Origin of the sequence: Pseudomonas sp. IPO3774 (assembly GCF_013386835.1) — a bacterium.
In the GTDB taxonomy this organism is placed as follows: domain Bacteria; phylum Pseudomonadota; class Gammaproteobacteria; order Pseudomonadales; family Pseudomonadaceae; genus Aquipseudomonas.
This window is the reverse complement of sequence record NZ_JACAQY010000074.1, coordinates 1-20,120: the sequence shown is the minus strand read 5'-3', so window position 1 is coordinate 20,120 and position 20,120 is coordinate 1. Positions and strand designations below refer to the sequence as shown.

At 62.0% G+C, this 20,120-nt stretch carries 17 protein-coding genes; 6 read left to right on the top strand and 11 right to left on the bottom strand.

What is annotated here, in order from left to right:
* Positions 1 to 40: 40 nt before the first annotated feature.
* A complete protein-coding gene (locus tag HYE77_RS31915; protein WP_003208512.1) occupies positions 41 to 529 on the bottom strand; it encodes a DUF1289 domain-containing protein in 489 nt (162 codons plus the stop codon).
* Between the two features lie 52 nt (positions 530 to 581).
* Positions 582 to 1,832 carry a ribonucleotide-diphosphate reductase subunit beta gene (locus tag HYE77_RS31910; RefSeq protein WP_008432895.1) on the bottom strand — a complete coding sequence of 417 codons (1,251 nt, stop codon included), beginning with the start codon at positions 1,830 to 1,832 and terminating at the stop codon, positions 582 to 584.
* A 333-nt stretch (positions 1,833 to 2,165) separates the two neighbouring features.
* Here HYE77_RS31910 and fae point away from each other — a divergent pair, with 333 nt between their 5' ends.
* The 4 genes from fae (at position 2,166) to HYE77_RS31890 (ending at position 6,701) form a co-directional block, all read left to right on the top strand.
* Entirely contained in the window at positions 2,166 to 2,678 is a 513-nt protein-coding gene (gene fae, locus HYE77_RS31905) for a formaldehyde-activating enzyme (protein WP_003212394.1), read from the top strand.
* Positions 2,679 to 2,688: 10 nt separating this feature from the next.
* Complete coding sequence (locus HYE77_RS31900) at positions 2,689 to 3,723, top strand: aldo/keto reductase (RefSeq protein ID WP_102606526.1); 1,035 nt, start codon at positions 2,689 to 2,691, stop codon at positions 3,721 to 3,723.
* Positions 3,720 to 5,153, top strand: a complete 1,434-nt coding sequence (locus HYE77_RS31895; protein WP_177070550.1) for an NAD-dependent succinate-semialdehyde dehydrogenase — start codon at positions 3,720 to 3,722, stop codon at positions 5,151 to 5,153. Before HYE77_RS31900 ends, HYE77_RS31895 begins: the two co-directional genes overlap by 4 nt.
* Before the next feature lie 174 nt (positions 5,154 to 5,327).
* Positions 5,328 to 6,701 (top strand): MFS transporter, encoded by a 1,374-nt coding sequence (locus tag HYE77_RS31890; RefSeq protein WP_177040191.1) that lies wholly within the window; start codon positions 5,328 to 5,330, stop codon positions 6,699 to 6,701.
* Here HYE77_RS31890 and HYE77_RS31885 read toward each other — a convergent pair.
* The 8 genes from HYE77_RS31885 to HYE77_RS31850 form a co-directional block, all read right to left on the bottom strand.
* The gene (locus HYE77_RS31885; protein ID WP_008432889.1) at positions 6,648 to 7,523 is read right to left on the bottom strand and encodes a LysR substrate-binding domain-containing protein; all 876 of its coding nucleotides are present in this window, start codon (positions 7,521 to 7,523) and stop codon (positions 6,648 to 6,650) included. The genes HYE77_RS31890 and HYE77_RS31885 overlap by 54 nt on opposite strands.
* Positions 7,524 to 7,666: 143 nt before the next feature.
* The gene (locus tag HYE77_RS31880) at positions 7,667 to 8,836 is read right to left on the bottom strand and encodes a hypothetical protein (protein WP_177070548.1); all 1,170 of its coding nucleotides are present in this window, start codon (positions 8,834 to 8,836) and stop codon (positions 7,667 to 7,669) included.
* Between the two features lie 84 nt (positions 8,837 to 8,920).
* Positions 8,921 to 10,558, bottom strand: coding sequence for an ABC transporter ATP-binding protein (locus HYE77_RS31875; RefSeq protein ID WP_177070546.1), 1,638 nt, complete (start codon positions 10,556 to 10,558; stop codon positions 8,921 to 8,923).
* 2 nt (positions 10,559 to 10,560) lie between these two features.
* On the bottom strand, positions 10,561 to 11,397 hold the full coding sequence (locus HYE77_RS31870) for an ABC transporter permease (protein WP_003218574.1): 837 nt from the start codon (positions 11,395 to 11,397) through the stop codon (positions 10,561 to 10,563).
* The gene (locus HYE77_RS31865; RefSeq protein ID WP_003218572.1) at positions 11,394 to 12,347 is read right to left on the bottom strand and encodes an ABC transporter permease; all 954 of its coding nucleotides are present in this window, start codon (positions 12,345 to 12,347) and stop codon (positions 11,394 to 11,396) included. Before HYE77_RS31865 ends, HYE77_RS31870 begins: the two co-directional genes overlap by 4 nt.
* Positions 12,348 to 12,415: 68 nt before the next feature.
* A complete protein-coding gene (locus HYE77_RS31860) occupies positions 12,416 to 14,041 on the bottom strand; it encodes an ABC transporter substrate-binding protein (protein ID WP_003218570.1) in 1,626 nt (541 codons plus the stop codon).
* Positions 14,042 to 14,429: 388 nt separating this feature from the next.
* Complete coding sequence (locus HYE77_RS31855) at positions 14,430 to 15,656, bottom strand: Xaa-Pro peptidase family protein (RefSeq protein WP_177070545.1); 1,227 nt, start codon at positions 15,654 to 15,656, stop codon at positions 14,430 to 14,432.
* A 50-nt stretch (positions 15,657 to 15,706) separates the two neighbouring features.
* The gene (locus HYE77_RS31850; RefSeq protein WP_008432881.1) at positions 15,707 to 16,588 is read right to left on the bottom strand and encodes a hypothetical protein; all 882 of its coding nucleotides are present in this window, start codon (positions 16,586 to 16,588) and stop codon (positions 15,707 to 15,709) included.
* 114 nt (positions 16,589 to 16,702) lie between these two features.
* On the opposite strand from HYE77_RS31850, the gene HYE77_RS31845 reads away from it, so the two are divergent.
* The gene (locus tag HYE77_RS31845; protein ID WP_177021270.1) at positions 16,703 to 17,617 is read left to right on the top strand and encodes a LysR family transcriptional regulator; all 915 of its coding nucleotides are present in this window, start codon (positions 16,703 to 16,705) and stop codon (positions 17,615 to 17,617) included.
* Here HYE77_RS31845 and HYE77_RS31840 read toward each other — a convergent pair.
* Positions 17,555 to 18,787 carry an MFS transporter gene (locus HYE77_RS31840; RefSeq protein ID WP_177070543.1) on the bottom strand — a complete coding sequence of 411 codons (1,233 nt, stop codon included), beginning with the start codon at positions 18,785 to 18,787 and terminating at the stop codon, positions 17,555 to 17,557. The genes HYE77_RS31845 and HYE77_RS31840 overlap by 63 nt on opposite strands.
* A gap of 280 nt (positions 18,788 to 19,067) precedes the next feature.
* Here HYE77_RS31840 and HYE77_RS31835 point away from each other — a divergent pair, with 280 nt between their 5' ends.
* Complete coding sequence (locus HYE77_RS31835) at positions 19,068 to 19,997, top strand: LysR substrate-binding domain-containing protein (protein WP_032899060.1); 930 nt, start codon at positions 19,068 to 19,070, stop codon at positions 19,995 to 19,997.
* Positions 19,998 to 20,120: the final 123 nt, after the last annotated feature.

Genomic DNA, 20,120 nt, shown 5'->3' with positions numbered 1-20,120 from the left:
CGCGAGCAAGCCCGCTCCCACACTGGTTCTGTGTGGTTGTCTAAATACTGGCTATCAACGGCGCCCCAAACGATTCCCGCAGAAACCCCGGCGCGATATACCGCTCGTAATGCGCCTCGGACAACAGGAAAAACTCCCGGTCAATCGCATCCCGCAAATCTGCCAGATTGCGCTCGCGAAACTCCGGCAACAGCGCCAACCCATACGCATCCAGCTTCGAAATCACCCGCGCGCCCCGGGCAATCAACTGGTACGCCCAGCAATACGGCGACTGGTGGGGCACAAAGCGGATCTTGCGATCTTCCAGTTGCTGGCGCAGGCGCTGCGGGTCCAGCACCTGCAGCTTGCTGGTCATCACCTGCACCAGCAGTTGTTCCAGGCGCAGCCACACCGCCTGTTTCTCCTCGGCGTTGTAGCCGTTCCACTGAATCACTTCATGGTGATAGCGCTTGCAGCCCCGGCATACCAGGTCTCCGTAGACGGTGGAGCACAGGCCGACGCAGGGGGTCTTGATGGTTTGATTGGGCATAAAAAAACATCGACAGGTGAAACAACACGGCCCCCGAAGGGGCCGCTTTAAATCAATCCCAGCTCAGCGCGCCGCCAGTCTGGTACTCGATCACACGGGTCTCGAAGAAGTTCTTCTCTTTCTTCAAGTCCATGATCTCGCTCATCCACGGGAATGGGTTAGTCGTCCCTGGATACTCTTCCTTCAACCCAATCTGCGACAGACGACGGTTGGCGATGAACTTGAGGTAGTCCTCCATCATCGCCGCATTCATCCCCAGCACCCCACGCGGCATGGTGTCACGCGCGTATTCAATCTCCAGCTGAGTCCCTTGCAGGATCATCTGGGTCGCTTCTTCCTTCATCTCGGCATCCCACAAGTGCGGGTTTTCGATTTTGATCTGGTTGATCACATCGATACCGAAGTTCAGGTGCATCGACTCATCCCGCAGGATGTACTGGAACTGCTCGGCCACGCCGGTCATCTTGTTCCGACGGCCCATGGACAAAATCTGGGTGAAGCCGCAGTAGAAGAAGATGCCTTCCAGGACGCAGTAGTACGCGACCAGGTTACGCAGCAATTCTTTGTCGGTTTCGACGGTGCCGGTTTCGAACTTCGGATCGGAGATCGAACGGGTGTACTTCAAGCCCCAGGCAGCCTTTTTGGCGACCGATGGAATCTCGTGGTACATGTTGAAGATCTCGCCTTCATCCATGGCCAGCGATTCGATGCAGTACTGGTAGGCGTGGGTGTGGATCGCTTCTTCGAAGGCCTGGCGCAGGATGTACTGGCGGCACTCCGGGTTGGTGATCAGGCGGTACACGGCCAGTACCAGGTTGTTGGCGACCAACGAATCCGCAGTGGAGAAGAAGCCGAGGTTGCGCATCACGATGCGACGTTCGTCGTCGGTCAGGCCTTCGGGGTTTTTCCACAGGGCGATGTCGGCGGTCATGTTGACCTCCTGCGGCATCCAGTGGTTGGCGCAGCCGTCGAGGTACTTCTGCCAGGCCCAGTCGTACTTGAAAGGTACGAGTTGGTTGAGGTCGGCGCGGCAGTTGATCATGCGCTTTTCGTCAACGGCGACGCGGGCGGCGGAGCCTTCGAGTTCGGCGAGGCCTTCGGCGACGTCGAGCTTGTCGAGGGCGGCCTTGGCCCGGATGATCGCGGCGGAGTCGCTGGCGGTCACGTTGCGGGCTTCAAGGGCGGCGGCAGCGCCGGCACCGTCGAGGCGGTCCATGTTGGCTTCGGTGGCGTGGCCGGCGTTGGCGCCCCGGATGACTACGTCACCGGTGTCTGGTTGATCTGCTTCATCCCAACTCAGCATTGAATTGCTCCTTCGTGGTCCGTCTGACGGCGTGGGCTTCGATTCACCCAGCGTGTTCAAAAATGTGCGTTTTGCAGGCTTCAAGGCATTGAAATACTGCGCATAGTGTGGTCGGTGTTCAGCGTTCTTGCACACTATGTAGTGGTTGTCTGTGTTTGTGGGCACACTATATGGGGTGTAGCAACGATGGTCAACGCACAAGACCACGCCGATGGTCGCAGGGCCATGACTAAAACTCACAGCCCCATGACTTTTAATGGTTACGGCCGCTACCCGGGCCAGTGCTAAAAATTCGCCAACCAGCTCCCCATAACAAAAAAGAGCGTTTGCGAAATGAAAGCACTTGATCTGTACATCGGCGAAGGCTTCGAAGGCCCAGGCGTCAATGCTGCCCACATCAACATCCTCATCGGCCCGCGCAACGGTCCGGCCGGCCAGGCGTTTGCCAACAGTTTGGCGTCGCCAAGCCAGGGCCATTGCCCGTTCATGGTGATTGCCCAGCCGAACATCCCGGTCAAACCCATGACCCTCTACGTCAACAAGGCCGCCATCGGCAGCGACCTGCACGGCAATGCCACCTGGGGCGCGTCCCAGGCCGGGATCGCCAAGGCGGTGCTCGAAGCCCTGCTCGACGGCACCCTGCCGCCGGAAGCCGAGGACGAGTGGGCGATTGTCACCGCCAACTGGGTCAACCCGGCCTGCGATGACCTGGATGCGGTCTACCTCAACAACTACAACGCCTGCCGCACCGCGATCCGCGCCGCCCTCACAGGCTTGCCACACACCGCGCAACTGGCGGATGTGGTCAACCACATCAGCAACCCTTTCTACACGCCAAAAGCCTGAGGACATTCCCATGCAATACATCCGTTTGGGCAACTCCGGCCTGCAAGTCTCGCGCCTGTGCCTGGGCACCATGAACATGGGCACCCCGGACTGGAAACCGTGGATCTTCGACGAGAAACAAAGCGAACCCATCGTTGCCCATGCCCTGGCCAACGGTGTCAACTTCATCGACCTGGCGGACTTCTACTCCGCAGGCGTCGGCGAGGAAGTGGTCGGGCGCATCCTCAAGCGCGTTGCGCGCCGTGAAGACATCGTGGTCACCACCAAGGTCGGCTACGGCACCCGCAGCGGCATCAATGCCAGCGGCCATTCGCGCAAGCACATCATGGACAGCATCGACGCGTCCCTGAGCCGCCTTGGCATGGATTACGTCGACGTGTTCATGCTGCATTACTTCGACGTGAACACCCCGGTGGAAGAAACCATGGGCGCCCTCAACGACATCGTGCGTTCCGGCAAGGCGCGCTACATCGGCGTGTCGACCATGCTCACCGGGCAACTGGCAAAAATCCTCATGGCCTGCGAGCGCAATGGCTGGGTCAAGCCGATCAACATGCAGCTGCAACTGAACTGCGCCTACCGCGAGGAAGAGCGCGAGATGATCCCGTTCTGCCGCGACCAGGGCCTGGGCGTGTCGGTGTTCAGCCCGCTGGCCCGTGGCTTGCTCACCGGCGAAGTGCAGTCGACCCGCAACCAGACCGACTTCTTCACCCAGCAGATGTACAGCGACCAGGCGTCGTTCGACATCGCCCACTCGGTGCAACGTGTGGCCCGTGCCCGTGGCGTGTCCAACGCACAGATTGCCCAGGCCTGGGTGGCCAATCATCCGGGTGTGGACGTGATGCTGGTGGGCGCCGACACCACCGCACAATTTGATAGCGCGCTTGCAGCCCTCGACACCCAACTGGATGCCGAAGAACTGCACGAGCTGGAACGCAACTACACGCCGTGCGATGTGATCAACGACTACACCGCCGGCAAACGCATCTTGCGCAGCGCCCGTCCGGGCCTGGACCGTTTTAACCTGATAGAGGCCGTGGCATGAACCCGCTGATTCGCACAGGCAATTTCATTGATGGCCAATGGTCCAGCAGTGGGCCGGTCTACCCGGTGTGCAACCCGGCCAATGGTGCGCAGATCGCCGAAGTACAACGCGCCGGTGCTGAAGAAACCAACCTGGCCATTGCCGCCGCCAACCGCGCGTTGCCGGCCTGGCGCAAGCTCACCGCCAAGGAACGCAGCCAGCGACTCAAGCGCTGGAGCGAGTTGATGCTGAGCAACCAGAAGGACCTGGCCCACCTGCTCAGCCTGGAACAGGGCAAGCCGCTGGCCGAAGCCATGGGCGAAGTGGTCTACGCGGCGAGCTTCCTCGAATGGTTTGCCGAAGAAGCCAAGCGTGCCTATGGCGACGTGATCCCGAGCCACAAGGCCGACGCCCGCATCATCGTGACCAAGGAAGCCATTGGCGTGGTCGCGGCGATCACCCCGTGGAACTTTCCCCTGGCCATGGTCACCCGCAAGGTTGGCCCGGCGCTGGCGGCGGGTTGCACGATGATTCTCAAACCGTCGGAAGAAACCCCGCTGTCGGCTTTCGCCCTGGCGGTGTTGGCAGAACAGGCCGGGATTCCGGCGGGCGTGTTCAACATCGTGTCCGGCGATGCCGTGGCCATCGGTGGCGCACTGCAAGCCTCCAGCATTGTGCGCAAGCTGTCCTTCACCGGCTCCACCCGCACCGGCAAGCTGCTGATGCGCCAGGCCGCCGACACCCTGAAAAAGGTCTCCCTGGAACTGGGCGGCAACGCGCCCTTTATCGTGTTCGACGATGCCGACCTGGACGCTGCCGTCAAAGGCGCCATGGCTTCCAAGTTTCGCAATACCGGGCAGACCTGCGTCTGCGTCAACCGCTTCTTTATCCAGGACGCTGTGTACGATGCGTTCACCCGCAAGCTGGCCGAAGCGGTCTCTGCGATGCGCGTCGGCAGCGCCCTCGAGGGCGAAACCGAACAAGGCCCGCTGATCAATGCGGCCGCGTTGGCCAAGGTTGAAGCCCACGTCGGCGACGCTCTGGAGAAAGGCGCCAAGCTGCTGTGCGGCGGCCGTCGCCATGCCTTGGGCGGGACGTTCTTCGAACCGACCATCCTCACCGAAGCCCACGGCGAGATGCTGATTGCCCAGGAAGAAACCTTCGGCCCGGTGGCGGCCTGCTTCCGCTTCAAGGACGAAGCCGAAGTGCTGCAACGGGCGAATGACACGCCGTTTGGGTTGTCCGCCTACTTCTACAGCCGCGACATCGGCCGCGTATGGCGCATGGCCGAAGGCCTGGAAGCGGGCATGGTCGGGATCAACGAAGGGATCATCTCCACCGAAGTCGCACCGTTTGGCGGGATCAAGGAGTCGGGCCTGGGCCGTGAAGGTTCCAGGTACGGCCTGGAGGATTACCTGGAGATCAAATACCTGTTGATGGGCGGTCTCTGACCCCATTTACCCAAACAACACCGATCCAATGTGGGAGCGGGCTTGCTCGCGAAAGCGGTGGGCCTGCCACCACATGCATTGACTGACACACCGCCTTCGCGAGCAAGCCCGCTCCCACAGGGAAATGGGCTTGCCCGCTGTTACTCCGTCAAGAACAAAAATATGGAGAACACCATGTCCACTCAACCCATCAAAATCGACGACCTGCCCATCGGTCGCTTCCACCTTAAAATCGCCGGCCTGACCTTCGGCGCCCACTTCACCGACGGCTACATCCTCGGCCTGATCGGCATTGCCTTCACCTTGCTCAGCCCACAGATGCAACTGGACGCCTTCTGGCAAGGCCTGATCGGCGCCTCGGCCCTGATCGGCCTGTTTATGGGCAGCCTGTTCTTTGGCTGGATCTCCGACACCCTCGGCCGGCAGAAAATCTTCCTGGTCAGCTTCGTCCTGATCACCGTTGCCTCGGTGATGCAGTTCTACGCCGAAACCGCCATGGGCCTGTTCCTCTGCCGGGTGTTGATCGGTATCGGCCTGGGCGGCGACTTCAGCGTCGGCCACGCGATGCTCGCCGAGTTCTCGCCCAGGAAACATCGCGGGGTACTGCTGGGCTCCTTCAGCGTGGTGTGGACGGTTGGTTACGTGGCCGCGACTTTCGTCGGCACCGCCATGCTCAGCCTCGGCGATGATGCCTGGCGCTGGATGCTCGCATCGTCGGCAATTCCTGCCGGGCTGATCCTGATCGCGCGCATCGGCACGCCCGAATCGCCGCGCTGGCTGATCAACCAGGGCCGGATTGCCGAGGCCCGAGCCATCGTCAAGAAACACCTCGGCGAACACGTGGTCCTCGATGAAGAACCGTCGACGCAAACCCGTTCCGGCTACGGCGTGCTGTTCAGCCGTGAATACCGCAAGCGCACCGCGTTCAACTGCCTGTTCTTCGTGTGCATCGTGATGCCGTACTTCGCCATCTACACCTTCCTGCCGTCGATCCTGCAGAAGATGGGCCTGGCCGAAGGTTTTGGCACCGAGCTGATGCTCAACCTGCTGCTGATCATCGGCGCCTTGATCGGCATCTGGTGCACCGTGAAATTCTCCCGGCGGGGCTTTCTGATCAACTCGTTCATCATCCTGGCGGCGGCGCTGTTCCTGCTGGCGGTATTGCCGGGCAGCATGGCGTGGTTGATGGTGCTGACGTTCGGCGTCTTCACCCTGGTGCTGTCGGCGGTGAGCAACCTGGTGGGCGTATTCCCGGCGGAGAGCTTCCCGACCGAAGTGCGGGCCAGCGGCATCGGCCTTGCCACAGCCATCAGCCGCCTGGGTTCGGCGGTGAGTACCTTCCTGTTGCCGGTGAGCGTAGCGGGGATCGGCCTGAGCCCGACCATGGGCATCCTCGCCGCGATCCTGGTGCTGGGGGCGATCATCTCCTGGGCCTGGGCGCCGGAAACCAAGGCGTTGACCTTGAGCCAGGCGTGCAAGGCCGAGCCTGCGGTGTCAGGGATTGCTCACCCGGTTCAACCACTGCGTAAACAACCGAACCTTGGATAAACCCTGCTTGTCACTTGCCACATCCAGCCAATAGCCATACGGGCCGATCACCTCCACCGGGGTGATCGGCAGCAGGCTGCCATTCGCCAGTTCACGCTCGATCATCTGCCGGTCGATCACCGCCAGCCCACCGCCGGCCAGGGCGGTGTGGATCACCTGGTCCAGGGTGCTGAATTCCAGGCCCTGGCCTGCATCGATATCTTCCCGGCCCATGGCCGCCAGCCAGTTCTCCCAAACCTTCAAGCGCTTACCATCGTGCAGGATGTGCAGCAGCGGAAAGCGCCGCAGGTCGGGCGGCTGACCGTCGCTGAACAGTTCCGGGCTGGCTACGGCGATGTGGCGTTCCATCACCAACAGTTCACTGCTGCACTGCGTGGCCGCTTCCAGGCCGAAGCGGACCTGGCAGTCGATTTCCGCCAGGCTCGCGTGGGTGTTCTGGTGGGTGACGCTGAGGTTGATGTCCGGGTAACGCTCGCAAAACCGGCGCAGGTGGGCGGACAGCCAGCGGGTGGCCCAGGTGGGCGGGGCGACGATGCGCAGGCGCTGGCGCAGGTTGGGCACGCGCACGGCGTGCAGGGCGCGCTCGATATGGTCGAAGGCGTCGCTCAGGTGCGGGGAGAGGGCGAAGCCGGCTTCGGTCAGGGACAGGCCCTGGGGCGTGCGGATGAAGAGGGCGACGCCGAGGTAGTCTTCCAGTTGTTTGATCTGGCGGCTGACGGCGCCCTGGGTGACGTTGAGGCCCACGGCGGCCTGGCTGAAGCTGCGGTGGCGGGCGACTTCTTCGAAGACACGGAGCATGTTGAGGGAGGGCAGTTGGCGCATGAAATGGATTCCACACCTGTTGTTTTTATGGTGTTTTTGGCGGCCTCTTCGCGAGCAAGCCCGCTCCCACATTTGATCGGCGCCGCGGTCAAAATGTGGGAGCGGGCTTGCTCGCGAAGGCGTCAGTGAAGACGCCGCCTATTTTAGAAGTAGTAGCCAATGTTGATATACAACTGATTCTCCCACTGGTTACTCCCCCCAGCTCCCAAGCTCTCGGTATAGCTGCTCCCACCAATATACGGATCGTTCTTGCCGATCAACCACTCCGTGGCCACCCACAGTTTACTCACCGAAAACGACGTGCCCAGGATCACCCGCTGCGAGGTCTTGAACTGATCCTCGGACTTGTCAAACGCACTGTAGTTGGCATACAGCTTCACACCGCTGACCTGGTCAAACAGGTACTTGCCGGCCACGTCGTAGCTCAAATCCGCCACATACAGATTGCCGCGGCTGGCCACGTTGAACGTGCCGTCATACCCGCCCAGGGTCACCACGCTGTCGGTGCCCGGGTTGCGCGGCGACATCTGCTGGCGTGCCGCCTGCAATTGCACGCCCCACGGGCCGTTCTTGCCCAGGTAGTGGATCGCCACCGCGTTGCGTCGGCCATCGTCATTGGTGTCCTTGTTCTCCAGGGTGGAGGTCAGGCCGGACAGCCCGACTTCCGATTTCCACCCGCCCAGGTCCATGGCCTTGGCTACCCGCACCACCACGGTGTTGCGTTCCTGGTTGTTGCTGCCGTCGCCCACGTAGCTGTCGGCCTCGGAGATCACGCTGGAGTAGGTCACGCCCTTGCTCGTGCCTTTGCCTTGCCACGCCGGGCGCAGGTAGTAACCGGCCTGGATGTTCCAGTCGCCGCTTTGCTGGATGTACTTGGCGCCCACCTGCTGCACATCTTCCAGGCCGATCACGTTGCCCAGGGTTTCGTAGAAGGTGCTGCCGAAGTACGGCTGCAAGCCAAACGGCACGGTGTTCAGGCCCACTTGCACCTGCTGGTCGGGGTTGAACTTGTAGCCCACCCAGGCGAACTTGGCGAACTGGATATCGCCGTAGTTCTTGGTGTACTGGTACGGGTAGGAGCGCCCGTAGAACCGGTACTGCGCTTCGCCGATCCAGGTGTCGGAGTTGTACTTGGCGCTGAGGTACGCGGTGTCGAGGCCGAACTTCTGGATGTCGCGATCCGGGTCGTAGTCCCAACGGGCGCGCACGGCGCCGCCGAGGTCGAGGTTGTCGGTGACTTGAATGGCCATGGCCGGTGCCGCAAGGGCGCCAAGCACAGGGACCAGAGCGATGTAACGGAAGGTTGGTCGCATGGTTTTGCTCTCGTTATTGGTTATTTTTTGGCAACAGCAGCCCCTTGCCGCAACGAACGCTGCGACGCGGGGTAAAGGGTTGACTCAGTGCGCTTGCGGGCGAATCAGCCGCAACGGCGGGCCTGCCGTGGGCAGCTCCGAGGCGCCGGGGGCGGCGGCCAGCAAGGTCTGGGTGTAAGTGTTCTGAGGTCGCAGCAACACTTGCTCGGCAGTGCCGTATTCCACGACTTCGCCCTGGCGCATCACCGCGATGTAGTCGCTGATCTGCGCCGCCACCCGCAGGTCGTGGGTGATGAACAGGATGCTCAGGTTCAGGCGCTGCTGCAGTTCGGCCAGCAGTTCCAGCACCTGTTTCTGCACCGAGACATCCAGGGCTGACACGCTCTCATCGGCGATCAACACTTCCGGGCGCATCGCCAGGGCGCGGGCGATGCCGATGCGCTGGCGCTGGCCGCCGGAGAACTGCCGGGGCTTGCGCTTGAGGGCGTCGCGCTTGAGGCCCACCTGTTCCAGCAAATCACCGGCTTCAGCCCACGCATCCTTGGCCGACAACCCGCGCAATTGCGCGGCGCGGGCGATGATGTCGCCCACCCGGTGCCGAGGATTGAGCGAGCCATACGGGTCCTGGAAAATCATCTGGATGCGCCGACGATTCGCCGCCAGCGCCGAGCCGCGCAGGGCCAGGAAGTCGGTGTCACCGACCCATACGTGGCCGCTGTCGCTGTCCACCAGGCGGATCGCGGCTTTCACCAACGTGCTTTTGCCCGAACCGGACTCGCCGACAATCGCCAGGGTCTTGCCCCGTGGCAGTTGCAGCGAGACATTGCGCAAGGCCGCCACCGAGCTGCCGCCGACGGTGTAGGTCTTGGTCAGGTGCTCGATGCGCAATGCCAGCTCGCCGTCGGCGCTCGGCTTGTGCAGCTCCGGGTGCAGCGCCGGCACGGCCGCAATCAGCTTGCGGGTGTAGGCGTGGGCCGGGGCATTCAGCACCTGGTCGCGCTCGCCGATTTCCACCAGCCGGCCGCCTTCCATCACCGCGATACGGTCGGCAATCTGCGCCACCACGCCGAAGTCATGGGTGATAAACAGAATGCCGTGTTGCCCGCGGCCGCGCAGCTCGCGCACCAGCTTCAGCACCTGCGCCTGGGTGGTCACGTCCAGCGCCGTGGTGGGCTCGTCGGCGATCAGCAAATCCGGATTCATTGCCAAGGCCATGGCAATCACCACCCGCTGGCATTGGCCACCGGATAACTGGTGGGGAAAGCTGTTGGCGATGCGTGGCGGGTCCGGCAGTTGCGTCGACTCCAGCAGCGCCAGCATGCGCTCGCGGCGTTCAGCGCCAGGCATCTGCGGTGCGTGAATATCGAAGATCTCTTCCACTTGCTTGCCGATGCGAATCGCCGGGTTCAGCGCCGCCATGGGCTCCTGGAAAATCATCGCGATACGGTTGCCCCGCAGCTGGCGCAAACGCTCCTCGTCGAGGGTGCAAATGTCATCGCCGAGGAAGTCGATCACGCCTTCGGTATGCCGCAAACCCTTGGCATAGTCGCCCATGATCGCCGCCGACAGCACGGACTTGCCGGAGCCGGACTCGCCGATCACGCAGAGGATTTCGCCCTTGCGCACCTCCAGGCTGATGCCTTGCACCGCGTGGCTGCGGTCGGCGCCGGCGGGCAATTCGATGGACAGGTTCTGCACCCGCAGTACTTGCGTGTGGTTCATGCTCAACTCCTTGCGCCTTTCTGGGCGTGTTCATCCAGGCCGTCCGCCAACAGGCTCAGGCCCAGCATCAGGGTGGAGATGGCGATGCACGGGAAGATCACCAGGTGCGGGAAGGCGATGGCCATGGCGCGGCCGTCATTGATCATGCCGCCCCAGTCCGGTGTGGGCGGCGGCAGCCCGAGGCCCAGGAAGCCGAGGGCGCCGATCATGATCGCGGTGTAGCCGATGCGCAGGCAGAAATCGACAATCAGCGGCCCGCCGCAGTTGGGCAGGATTTCCACCAGCATGATCCGCAGCGAGCCTTCGCCCTGGGTGATGGCGCTGAGCACGTAGTCTCGCGAGCGAATATCGATGGTCAGGGCGCGCATGATCCGGAAGATCGCCGGCGCGCTGGTGAAGGTCACCGCAATCAGGATATTCAGCGCCGAAGCACCGAGGGCGATGATGATCACGATGTACAGCACCAGCACCGGGAACGACAGCACCGTGTCGGCCACATACGACAGCACGCTGTCGACCCAGCCGTTGAAGTAGCCGGCGCACAGGCCCATGGCGATGCCCACGGCAAACGCGGTGAGCGTGGCGAGGATCGACCAGAACAGCACGGTACGGGTGCCCCAGATCAGCCGCGAGAGAATGTCGCGGCCAATCATATCGGTGCCCAGCAGGAAGCTCTGGCCGTTGTCGCCGACGGTCATTGGCGTCAGTAAGGGCGTGAAGCTTTCCAGCGGATCATGGGGCGCGATCCACGGTGCGAACAGCGCGATCACCACCCAGCCGCCCACCAGCAGCAGGCCGAGCAATGCCAGGGGATGTTTGAACGAGTGCAGCAGGTTCATTGGGCACCTCCGCCGAGGCTGCGCAGGGTGATGCGCGGGTTGAGCCAGGTGTAGGCCAGGTCCGAGAAAATCTTGGTGATGCCCACCACCACGGCACTGACCATCGCGCAGGCTTCGATCAGGTACACGTCATGGTTCAGCGAGGCGGTGTACAGCAGCGAGCCGAAGCCCTTGTAGGCGAAGAACACCTCCACCACGATCACGTTCGACAGCAGCCACGGGATGTACAGCATGATCACCGTGACCGGCGCGATCAGCACATTGCGCAGGGCATGCCGCAGCACAATGCGTGAGGTCGACGCCCCCTTGAGCCGCGCCGTGCGGATGTACGGCGCCTGCATCACTTCCACCATCGAGGCCCGGGTGATGCGCGCCAGGTAACCGATGCCGAACAGGCACAGCACCATCAGTGGCAGCACCAATTGCACGACGCTGAAGCCCTCGCTCATGCTGCTCACACCGGGCAGCCAGTTAAGCCAGAACACAAAGATCGCGGAGACGAACACCGCGCTGGCGAAGTCGGGAATCGAGGTGGTGACGATCGACAGGAACGACACCAGGCGGTCTAGCGCCGAGCCCTGGCGAATCCCGGCCAGAATGCCGAGGGTCAACGCCACCGGCACCATCACCAGCAAGGCCAGGCCGGCCAGGGTCAGGGTTTGCGCAAGGTTCGGCAGCAGCAGCTTGATCACTGATTCGCGAAAGTACACCGAGGTGCCCCAGTCGCCGCTGACAAAGTCCTTGAGCCACACCAGGTAGCGCCACACAAAGGGTTGGTTATAGCCATGTTCCACCAGCCACGCGGCGCGCTGGTCGGCGGCGGAGTAGGGGCCGAGGACGTTGATCGCCACGTCTTCGATATTCAGTTCCAGGGCCAGGAACACGATCAATGACACCGACAGCAGGGTCGCCACCAGCGCCAATAACTTGCGCATCAGAAAATGAGCCATGGGTGCATGCTCCGACTGTTCAAGGGATGCCTGCCCGTGTGCGGGCAGGGAGGAGGGCGTGCGCTAAATCAAGCGCTCATCCACACACTGTCCATCGGGTAGAAGTCGGAAGGGTGCACCTGGAAGCCCTGGACCTTTTTGCTCACGGCGGTGAACTTGTCGCCCCAGAACGGCTGCACGATCACGCAGGCGTCCTGCAGGATGCGTTCGACATTTTCCATCGCCACGGCGCGCTGTTTCGGGTCGATGATGCCCATGGCCTTGTCCAGCGCGGCATCGAACGCCGGGTCGCTGTAATGGCTTTCGTTCCAGGCACCACCGCCACGGTAGGCCAGTTCCAGGGACATTACGCCCAGCGGGCGGTGGGCCCAGTAGGTCAGGCTGAAGGCGGCCTTGTCCCAGATCGGCCAGTACTGCGCGGCGGGGATCACCTTGAGGTTGATGCGGATCCCGGCTTCCAGGCAGTTCTGTTGCAGGATCTGCGCGCAGTCCTGTTCATAGCGGCCCTGGGTGTTGCCGACGATCAGGTCAATGTCGATGCCGTTGGGGAAGCCGGCTTCGGCCAGCAGCTTCTTGGCCGCCGCCACGTCGCGGTTGCGCTTGGGCAGCGGGAAATATTCGGGGTGGGAAGGCGCCACATGATGGTCTTCGCCGAGGGTGCCCATGCCGCGATAGGCGATCTTCAGCATCTGCGCATTATCGGCGCACAGCACCACCGCCTTGCGGATGCGCAGGTCGGTGAACGGCTTCTGGTCGCAGGCCATGCGCATCACCACGGTTTGCGCCGACTTGCAGGTCAGCAACTGGGCCCCGGGCAAGCGCTTGGCCAGGTCCAGTTCAGCCACCGTCACGCGGTACAGCACGTCGACTTGCCCGGCTTGCAGGGCGGCGAGGTGGGTGGACACGTCGGTGCCCATGTCGATGTAGCGCAACTCGTCAAGGTTGGCTGGTTTGCCCCAGTAATCGGCGCGCTTGGCGAAGGTCGCCTGCTTGTTCACGGCGAATGAAACCAGCTTGAACGGCCCGGTGCCCAGCGGGTTTTTCGCCCAGTCGTCACCGGCCTTGAAGCTGCGGTGCACGATGGCGCAGGTGAAGGCGTTGAGCATCTCCGGGATCGCCAGGATCGGCCGCTTGAGCACCAGGCGGAACTGGAACTCGCTGACTTTTTCGAAGGCCTTGATGTCCTGGAACGCGGTGCGGTTCACCGACTTGGAATCGGCGGCGATCCAGCGTTCGATATTGTGCTGCACGTCGTCGACGTTGAAGGTGTCGCCGTTGCTCCACTTCACGTTCTGGCGCAGGTTGAAGGTCCACGTGGCGAGGTCTTCCGACGGGCTCCAGCTCTCGGCGAGGTAAGGGTGGGTGATGTTGTCGGCGTCGACCCAGGTCAGGTATTCCACCGAGTTGCGCAGCAGGTTCGAGGCTTCGATCCAGGTGATCAGCATCGGGTCCTGGATTTCCTGGATCGCGCAGGCAAACCGCAGGCTGCCGCCCTGGCGTGGCTCGGCGGCCTGGGCGTGATTGCCCAGCAGTGCGGAACCGAGAAAGGTGCTGGCACTGGCGACGGTGATGCCCAGCAGCGCGGCCGTGCGCAGGAATTGGCGGCGGTTGATTTCGCCGCTTTGCACTTGGGCACACAGATCATTTACGGCTGGATGCGGCGCGGCGCCGTCCAGGGTAGTCAATTCTTTCATAAGCCTCTCCGGTACTTGCGAATATGCGTTTTTTGTTGAACCGCAAGGGTCAATGGCAAGCGCCGCGAAGGCGTGACCGTGACCGCTGTGAAGCCGGCAGAAGAACAAGGCGCAACGAAGTCGGGAGGGTGGCAATGGGACAGGACATAGGGCAGCTCTCATGTTGTTTTTATTAGAGATGCCCGCAGTTTTGTCATTTGCGCAAAGATCGACAAACGACAAATTCTGCGTTGGAACGTTCTATAAACGCATGTTACATGTCGCTCCCCACCGACCGATCGTTCCCACGCTCTGCGTGGGAATGCCGCCCCGGACGTTCCGCGTCCCCTCTGCGAAACGGTGACGCAGAGCGTCACGGGATGCATTCCCACGCAGAGCGTGGGAACGATCAGTACTTCAACAAGCGCGGGTCGAACGGGTAGTCGGAGAGCAACTCGATGCCGTGTTCGTGGATGTAGATCTGCTCTTCGAGCTTGACCCCTTCGCCGCCGTCGTCGTGGCCGATGTAGCTTTCCACGCAGATGGTCATGCCGGCTTCGAACACGCCGTCGTAGCCCAGGGCATCAATGTCTTCGCGATGCACCACGTAGGGGTATTCACCGGTCATGCCAACCCCGTGCACCAGGGCGAAGTAACGGTTGTTTTTGTAATGCTCGGGAATCTTCCAGGCCAGTTCCGCGTACTCCTTGAAACTGCGCCCGGCCTTGAGCATTTCCATGTTGGTCTGCACTTGCTCGTAGGCCAGTTTGTACAGCTCCTGCTGCTTGGCGGTGGCGGCTTGTTCACCGCACAGGAAGGTCCGCGAGAAGTCGGCGTAGTAGCCGAAACGCCCGACCACGTCAGTGTCCAGCGCTACCAGGTCGCCGGCTTCGATGGGCCGGGTGCTGCACTCCTGGAACCACGGGTTGGTGCGTGGGCCGGAGGACAGCAGGCGGGTCTCGACGTAATCACCGTCGGTGGCGATCACGTGCTGGTGCAGGTGCGACCACAGCTCGTTCTCGCTGATGCCGGGGGTGAGTTTGCTTTCCATCAGGCGCACCCCGGCTTCAGTGGCACGCAGGCTGGCGCGGATCATCTTGAGTTCGTTCGGCACCTTGATGCAGCGCGCACGTTCCAGCGGTTCCTGGGCATCAAATATCTGATAGCCGAGCTTTTGCAGTTCGAAGGCCGCAGCGGAGGTGGCGCTTTCAATGGCGATGCGTTTGCCGCCGCCGCATTTGCGCACCAGCTCATCGATTTCCGCGGCCCAGTCGGCGGTGACATTGCCCAGGAAACTTTCGCAGAAGTAATAGGAGATGGCCTTGGCCGGGCGCACTTCATCGACGGTGTTGAGGGTTTCGGCCAGGTGCAGGCAGCCGCCGAACTCGAACACCACCACCGGGCCTTCTGCCGGGATAAACGCATAGCGGGCCGGGTTGCGCGCCGAGTACACCTGCATGTTGCGTGAGCCGGTGGCGTAGCGCATGTGGGTAGGGTCGAACACTACGCAGGCGGCGTAGTCGCGTTTTTTCAGCTCGTTGCGTACCCGTTGCAGACGGTCCAACTGGATCTGCTGGATCTCGTCATGGGTAGGTTCGCAGTCAGCGGGGTTGCGGTTGGGGCCGGACAGACTCATGGGGTGTTCCTCGCAGGGCAAATACGGTTTCAAGGTTTTTTAGGTATGAATCAGTCGAGCAACTGGTCGCTGCGGACCAGGTTGCGTTCGGCTTGCAGATGGGCTTCGGACAGGCGTCCGTAAAGCTGCTTGGTGCGCTGGGCACGGCCAATGATTCCGGGCTTTTCGGAGTAGGCGAAGATCGCCGTATTGCGCTCGGTGGCGCCTTCCACGCGGGTCACCCGGTGCACCGAAAAACGCCCTTTGAATATCTGCAAATCGCCGGGATTCAGCTCCAGTTCCTGCACCCGCGAACGGTCCTCGCCACGCACCACCTTGCCGACGGCGCCGAGGTTCTCCTGGGTGCGCGAGCGAATCATCGGCGCGTACTCGAACAGGCCGCCGGCCTCGGGCTTCTGGGTCATCATGCTGACGATGAATTCGTTGGTATCGAAGTGCCAGGGCTGCTCGGTGCCGTCCGGCATCACGTTGATCACCAGCCCGGCGAACGGGTCGGCGTACTCGAAGATTTCCGGCTCATTCAGGCAGGCACCGATAAAGCGTTTCATCATCGGCGACACGTACAGCCGGTGGATGATCGCGTCCGGGGCGATCATGTCGCGGGTCACAAAGCCGCTGGTGCGCTCCATGAACGTGCGGCGCGGGTCATCGTGGGGCAGGGAGGTGTCGTCCTCGGTGAAGTAGGCGTTGACCTTGCGCACCGAATAAAACGTCTTGCCCGACAGCGCCAAACCTTCCAGGCGCGCCTGCTCAAGCGCTGCGGGGCGCAGGAAGTTCTTCAGCAGGCAGCAGCCGTCTTCGGCCAGTTCGGCCCGGGCGTGTTCGATCAGGGCCTGTAATTGAACATGGCCCGAATCATGTATGGGATACAGCTCGGTATTAATAATGTCGCTGATATCGCCCACTTCAGCGTCAGCAAGTTGAAGGCTCATGCAAGACTCCCGGAACTATCAGTTGGTGTTTTTTGGCTGACCCGATAGTTGCTGAACGAGGTGCAAAGTGGAAATTACAAGTTGTGATCGAATCCATCGGCGAGGGCGATAGTTATGTCGGGCGAACTGGATGGCACCCTGCTTAAAGTGTTTGTGGCAATTATCGAGTGCCAGGGGTTTTCGGCGGCCGCCGAGCGCCTGCACAAGACCCAATCCACCGTCAGCCAGAGCCTGCAACGCCTGGAAGACATCGTCGGCACGCCACTGATCCGCCGTACCAGCCGCTCGGTGGGCCTGACCCCCGGTGGCGAAACCTTTTTGATCTACGCCCGGCAGATCCTCAAGCTGCACAGCGAGGCCGTCAGCGCCGCGCAATTGCCCAATCAACAGGTGTGTATCCACCTCGGCATGCCCGAGGACTACGCCGAGTACTGCCTGGGCGGGATGCTCAAGGACTTCCAGGCGCAGTTCTCCCAGGTACGGCCCGATGTGTGCTGCGAGATGTCGACGGCCCTGGTGGGGCGCCTGCAACGGGGCGAGCTGGACCTGGTGCTGGGGGTGGAACACGCAGGTTTGCAGAGCGGGGAATACCTGTGCGACGAGCCGTTGGTGTGGGTCGCGGCGCCCAGCTGGAGTTGCGTGGGGCGTCAGTCGGTGCCGTTGGCGGTGTACGCCGAGGGCTGCGCGTTCCGTGCGAACGCCGTGCAGGCGCTGGCCCAGTCCGGGCGCTCGTGGCAGGTGGTTTACACCAGCCAAAGCCCGCGCGGCATTGCGATTGCGATCGAGCAGGGCTTGTCGGTGGGCGTGATGGCGCGGCGCCTGGTGCCACCCGACTGGCAGATTCTGGACGAGCGCCAGGGCTTCCCGCCGATTGCCCCGGCGCGCCTGATGTTCTGGCGTTCAGCCGGTTGCCAGGTGCCGGAAGTGGATGCCCTGGTGGAGATTCTGCGCCGGCAACTGGGCCACTCAGGGCATCTGGGCGGCCAGCGCTTCACGGGTGTGTCGCTGGGCCATGCGCTTGAGCAATAACAGGCTGGCCAACACCCAGGCCGCGATCCAGCCGTGCACCACCGCAAATTCGCCAGTGAGTTGCAGCAGCCAGCCGCACAGGGCATTGCCGGTGGCACTGGCCAGGCCGTAGCTGACCATGCTCAGGCTCACCACTTGCAGGCTGTGCACCGGGCTGAGCCGGGCACCGACGTAGGCGGCCATCAAGCCCCAACACGGGAAATAGAACAGCGCGAACAGCCCGGCCGCCAGCCAGCTCAGTACCAGGCTCGGGTGCCCGAGCAAGCCGAGCATGCTCAGACCAAACGCGCCGATACTCAGGGCCATCACCCGCAACGCCCCCCAACGATCTGCCAGCGTGCCCAGCAGCAAGCCGCCGATCACACCGCCGATCCCGATCAGCGTCCACATCGAGCCGGTGACGGAGGCGCTGGCTTGTAGCTGCTCGCTGACGAACGCCGACAGGAAATTCAGAAACGGCCCGCTGATGGCGCCGATAAACGCGCTGAGCAAGACGATCTGCATTGCCACCGGTTGTGCCACGCACAACTTCAGCCATTGGCGCAGCACTTGGTTCAGCGCCGGCGCCATGGTCTCGCGTGGTGCCGGTTGCTTGATCGGGGCCAGTGCCCACAGGGTCAACAGCGTGACAACCAGCGTCAACCCGGCGCAGATCAGCCAGAACTGGCGCAACGACAACCCCTGCAACAGCGCGATCAACAGCCCGTTCAAGCACAGCGCAAAGGCTGAGCCCGAGGACGCCAGCCCCAGCACCCGGCTGCGATGTGTAGTCGGGATCACCTCTTGAGCGAGGGCCGAAATCGCGTTCCAGTTCGACACCGCGCACGCCGACACCAGTGCCAGGCACAGGGCAAACGGCAGCACCCACGGCGTGGCGACGGCCAGGGCCAGCAGGGCGGGGCTGAGGACGATGGTCAGGCGCACCATATTGCGCGGGCTGATCCACGCCGCCGCCAGGCCGCTGGCAATCGAGGCGCCCATGTAGAACAGCTGCAACAGCGCGGCAATCAACGCGGCCTGGCTGTAACTGAGCTCAAAGGCCAGGCGGATCTGCGGCAACAGCGCCGAATACAGGAACACACTGAAACCGTGGGTGGTGGCGTTGCAGGCGGTAAACACCAATGCCAGCAAGCCAATACTTCGCCGGGATGAAACGGGTGCGTTGGACATGGCGATGACTCGATAAGTTAATCGCGAAAGAGAGGGGCGAAGTTATAGGAAATACATCGGCAGACTAGCGTTTATAGTCTGGCGACGACCAATGCTTAATTGTCTTAGTGTGCATGCGTTATACGCAGGCTATTTATTCGTGAGCGACGGTCTGTAGCGATAAACGACACTTTCAGCGATTGCGACGATTAATTGTTTGTCAGGCTGGAGTGCTACCGCTGACCCAATACAAAAAGGTATGTTGTGCAGGTTATTTCCCCTGTGCTCCCGAGTGTCGTCCATGAAACGCAAAATGCCCGGTCTCAACGCCCTCAAAGCTTTCGAAGTCGCCGGCAGTACCGGCAGTTTTACCCGGGCCGCCGAGCTGTTGAACGTCACGCAGAGTGCGGTCAGCCGCCAGGTGCGCCAGCTTGAAGAACAGTTGGGCGAGGCCCTGCTGGAGCGTCGTCACCATCACCTGGAATTGACCAGTGCCGGGCGGGTGTTGCTGCGGGCGTTGCACCAGTCGTTCGACAAGATCGAGTTGACGGTGCGCAGTATCCAGCAGAAGTCCCATGCCAATCGGTTGCACATCAATGCGCCGCCGACGTTTACCAATCGTTGGTTGATGCCGCGGTTGGGGCGCTTGCGCGAGCAGCATCCGGAGTTGGAGCTGAGCATTACCACCCGGTTGCAGGACAGCCTGGCGGAGACCAGTACGCTGGATTGTGCGATTCGGTTTGGCGATGGGGAATGGGATGGTTTGGACAGTTCGCTGTTGATTCAGGAGCGGCATATCGCGGTGTGTGCGCCGTCGTTGTATGCCCGGGAGTGGAGTGACGGGATTGATCTGAATCGCATGACGCTGCTGCATGTGCTGGCGCGGGAGGATCAGCGGTATCTGACGTGGAAGCATTGGCTGGATGCGGCGCGGATCAGTGGGGTTGATATCGAGGGGGGGTATGAGTTTGACCTGCTGGATTTGGCGATTCGGGCGGCGATCGATGGGTTGGGGATTACCATTGCGGATTGGCATATGGTCGCTTCGGAGTTGGCCAGTGGGCAGTTGACGCAGGTGCTGAATGTGCATGTGGAGGGGCATCAGTCGTATTGGCTGGTGACCCGACCGGAGCAGACGGATACGCCGCAGTTGCAGGTGTTTGCGCAGTGGTTGCAGGAGGAGATTTGGTTGGCTCAGCGGCAGTTGGAGCCTTCTTTGGCGGCTGTTTGATTCGGTGTACATATCCGTTATTTAGGTAACGGCGACCTATGGTTCCGCTCTTACAGCGGGTCACTTTTGGCAAACGCCCCAAAAGTAACCAAAAGGTCTTTGCCCCACCACTCGGTGCCTCGC

Bases quoted from the DNA above. Each gene is read 5' to 3' on its own strand.
- fae (WP_003212394.1), top strand. From the start codon at position 2,166: ATGAAAGCACTTGATCTGTACATCGGCGAAGGCTTCGAAGGCCCAGGC.
- HYE77_RS31890 (WP_177040191.1), top strand. From the start codon at position 5,328: ATGTCCACTCAACCCATCAAAATCGACGACCTGCCCATCGGTCGCTTC.
- HYE77_RS31865 (WP_003218572.1), bottom strand. From the start codon at position 12,347: ATGGCTCATTTTCTGATGCGCAAGTTATTGGCGCTGGTGGCGACCCTG.
- HYE77_RS31860 (WP_003218570.1), bottom strand. From the start codon at position 14,041: ATGAAAGAATTGACTACCCTGGACGGCGCCGCGCCGCATCCAGCCGTA.
- HYE77_RS31855 (WP_177070545.1), bottom strand. From the start codon at position 15,656: ATGAGTCTGTCCGGCCCCAACCGCAACCCCGCTGACTGCGAACCTACC.
- HYE77_RS31915 (WP_003208512.1), bottom strand. From the start codon at position 529: ATGCCCAATCAAACCATCAAGACCCCCTGCGTCGGCCTGTGCTCCACC.
- HYE77_RS31895 (WP_177070550.1), top strand. From the start codon at position 3,720: ATGAACCCGCTGATTCGCACAGGCAATTTCATTGATGGCCAATGGTCC.
- HYE77_RS31840 (WP_177070543.1), bottom strand. From the start codon at position 18,787: ATGTCCAACGCACCCGTTTCATCCCGGCGAAGTATTGGCTTGCTGGCA.
- HYE77_RS31870 (WP_003218574.1), bottom strand. From the start codon at position 11,397: ATGAACCTGCTGCACTCGTTCAAACATCCCCTGGCATTGCTCGGCCTG.
- HYE77_RS31845 (WP_177021270.1), top strand. From the start codon at position 16,703: ATGTCGGGCGAACTGGATGGCACCCTGCTTAAAGTGTTTGTGGCAATT.
- HYE77_RS31850 (WP_008432881.1), bottom strand. From the start codon at position 16,588: ATGAGCCTTCAACTTGCTGACGCTGAAGTGGGCGATATCAGCGACATT.
- HYE77_RS31875 (WP_177070546.1), bottom strand. From the start codon at position 10,558: ATGAACCACACGCAAGTACTGCGGGTGCAGAACCTGTCCATCGAATTG.
- HYE77_RS31885 (WP_008432889.1), bottom strand. From the start codon at position 7,523: ATGCGCCAACTGCCCTCCCTCAACATGCTCCGTGTCTTCGAAGAAGTC.
- HYE77_RS31900 (WP_102606526.1), top strand. From the start codon at position 2,689: ATGCAATACATCCGTTTGGGCAACTCCGGCCTGCAAGTCTCGCGCCTG.
- HYE77_RS31910 (WP_008432895.1), bottom strand. From the start codon at position 1,832: ATGCTGAGTTGGGATGAAGCAGATCAACCAGACACCGGTGACGTAGTC.
- HYE77_RS31835 (WP_032899060.1), top strand. From the start codon at position 19,068: ATGAAACGCAAAATGCCCGGTCTCAACGCCCTCAAAGCTTTCGAAGTC.
- HYE77_RS31880 (WP_177070548.1), bottom strand. From the start codon at position 8,836: ATGCGACCAACCTTCCGTTACATCGCTCTGGTCCCTGTGCTTGGCGCC.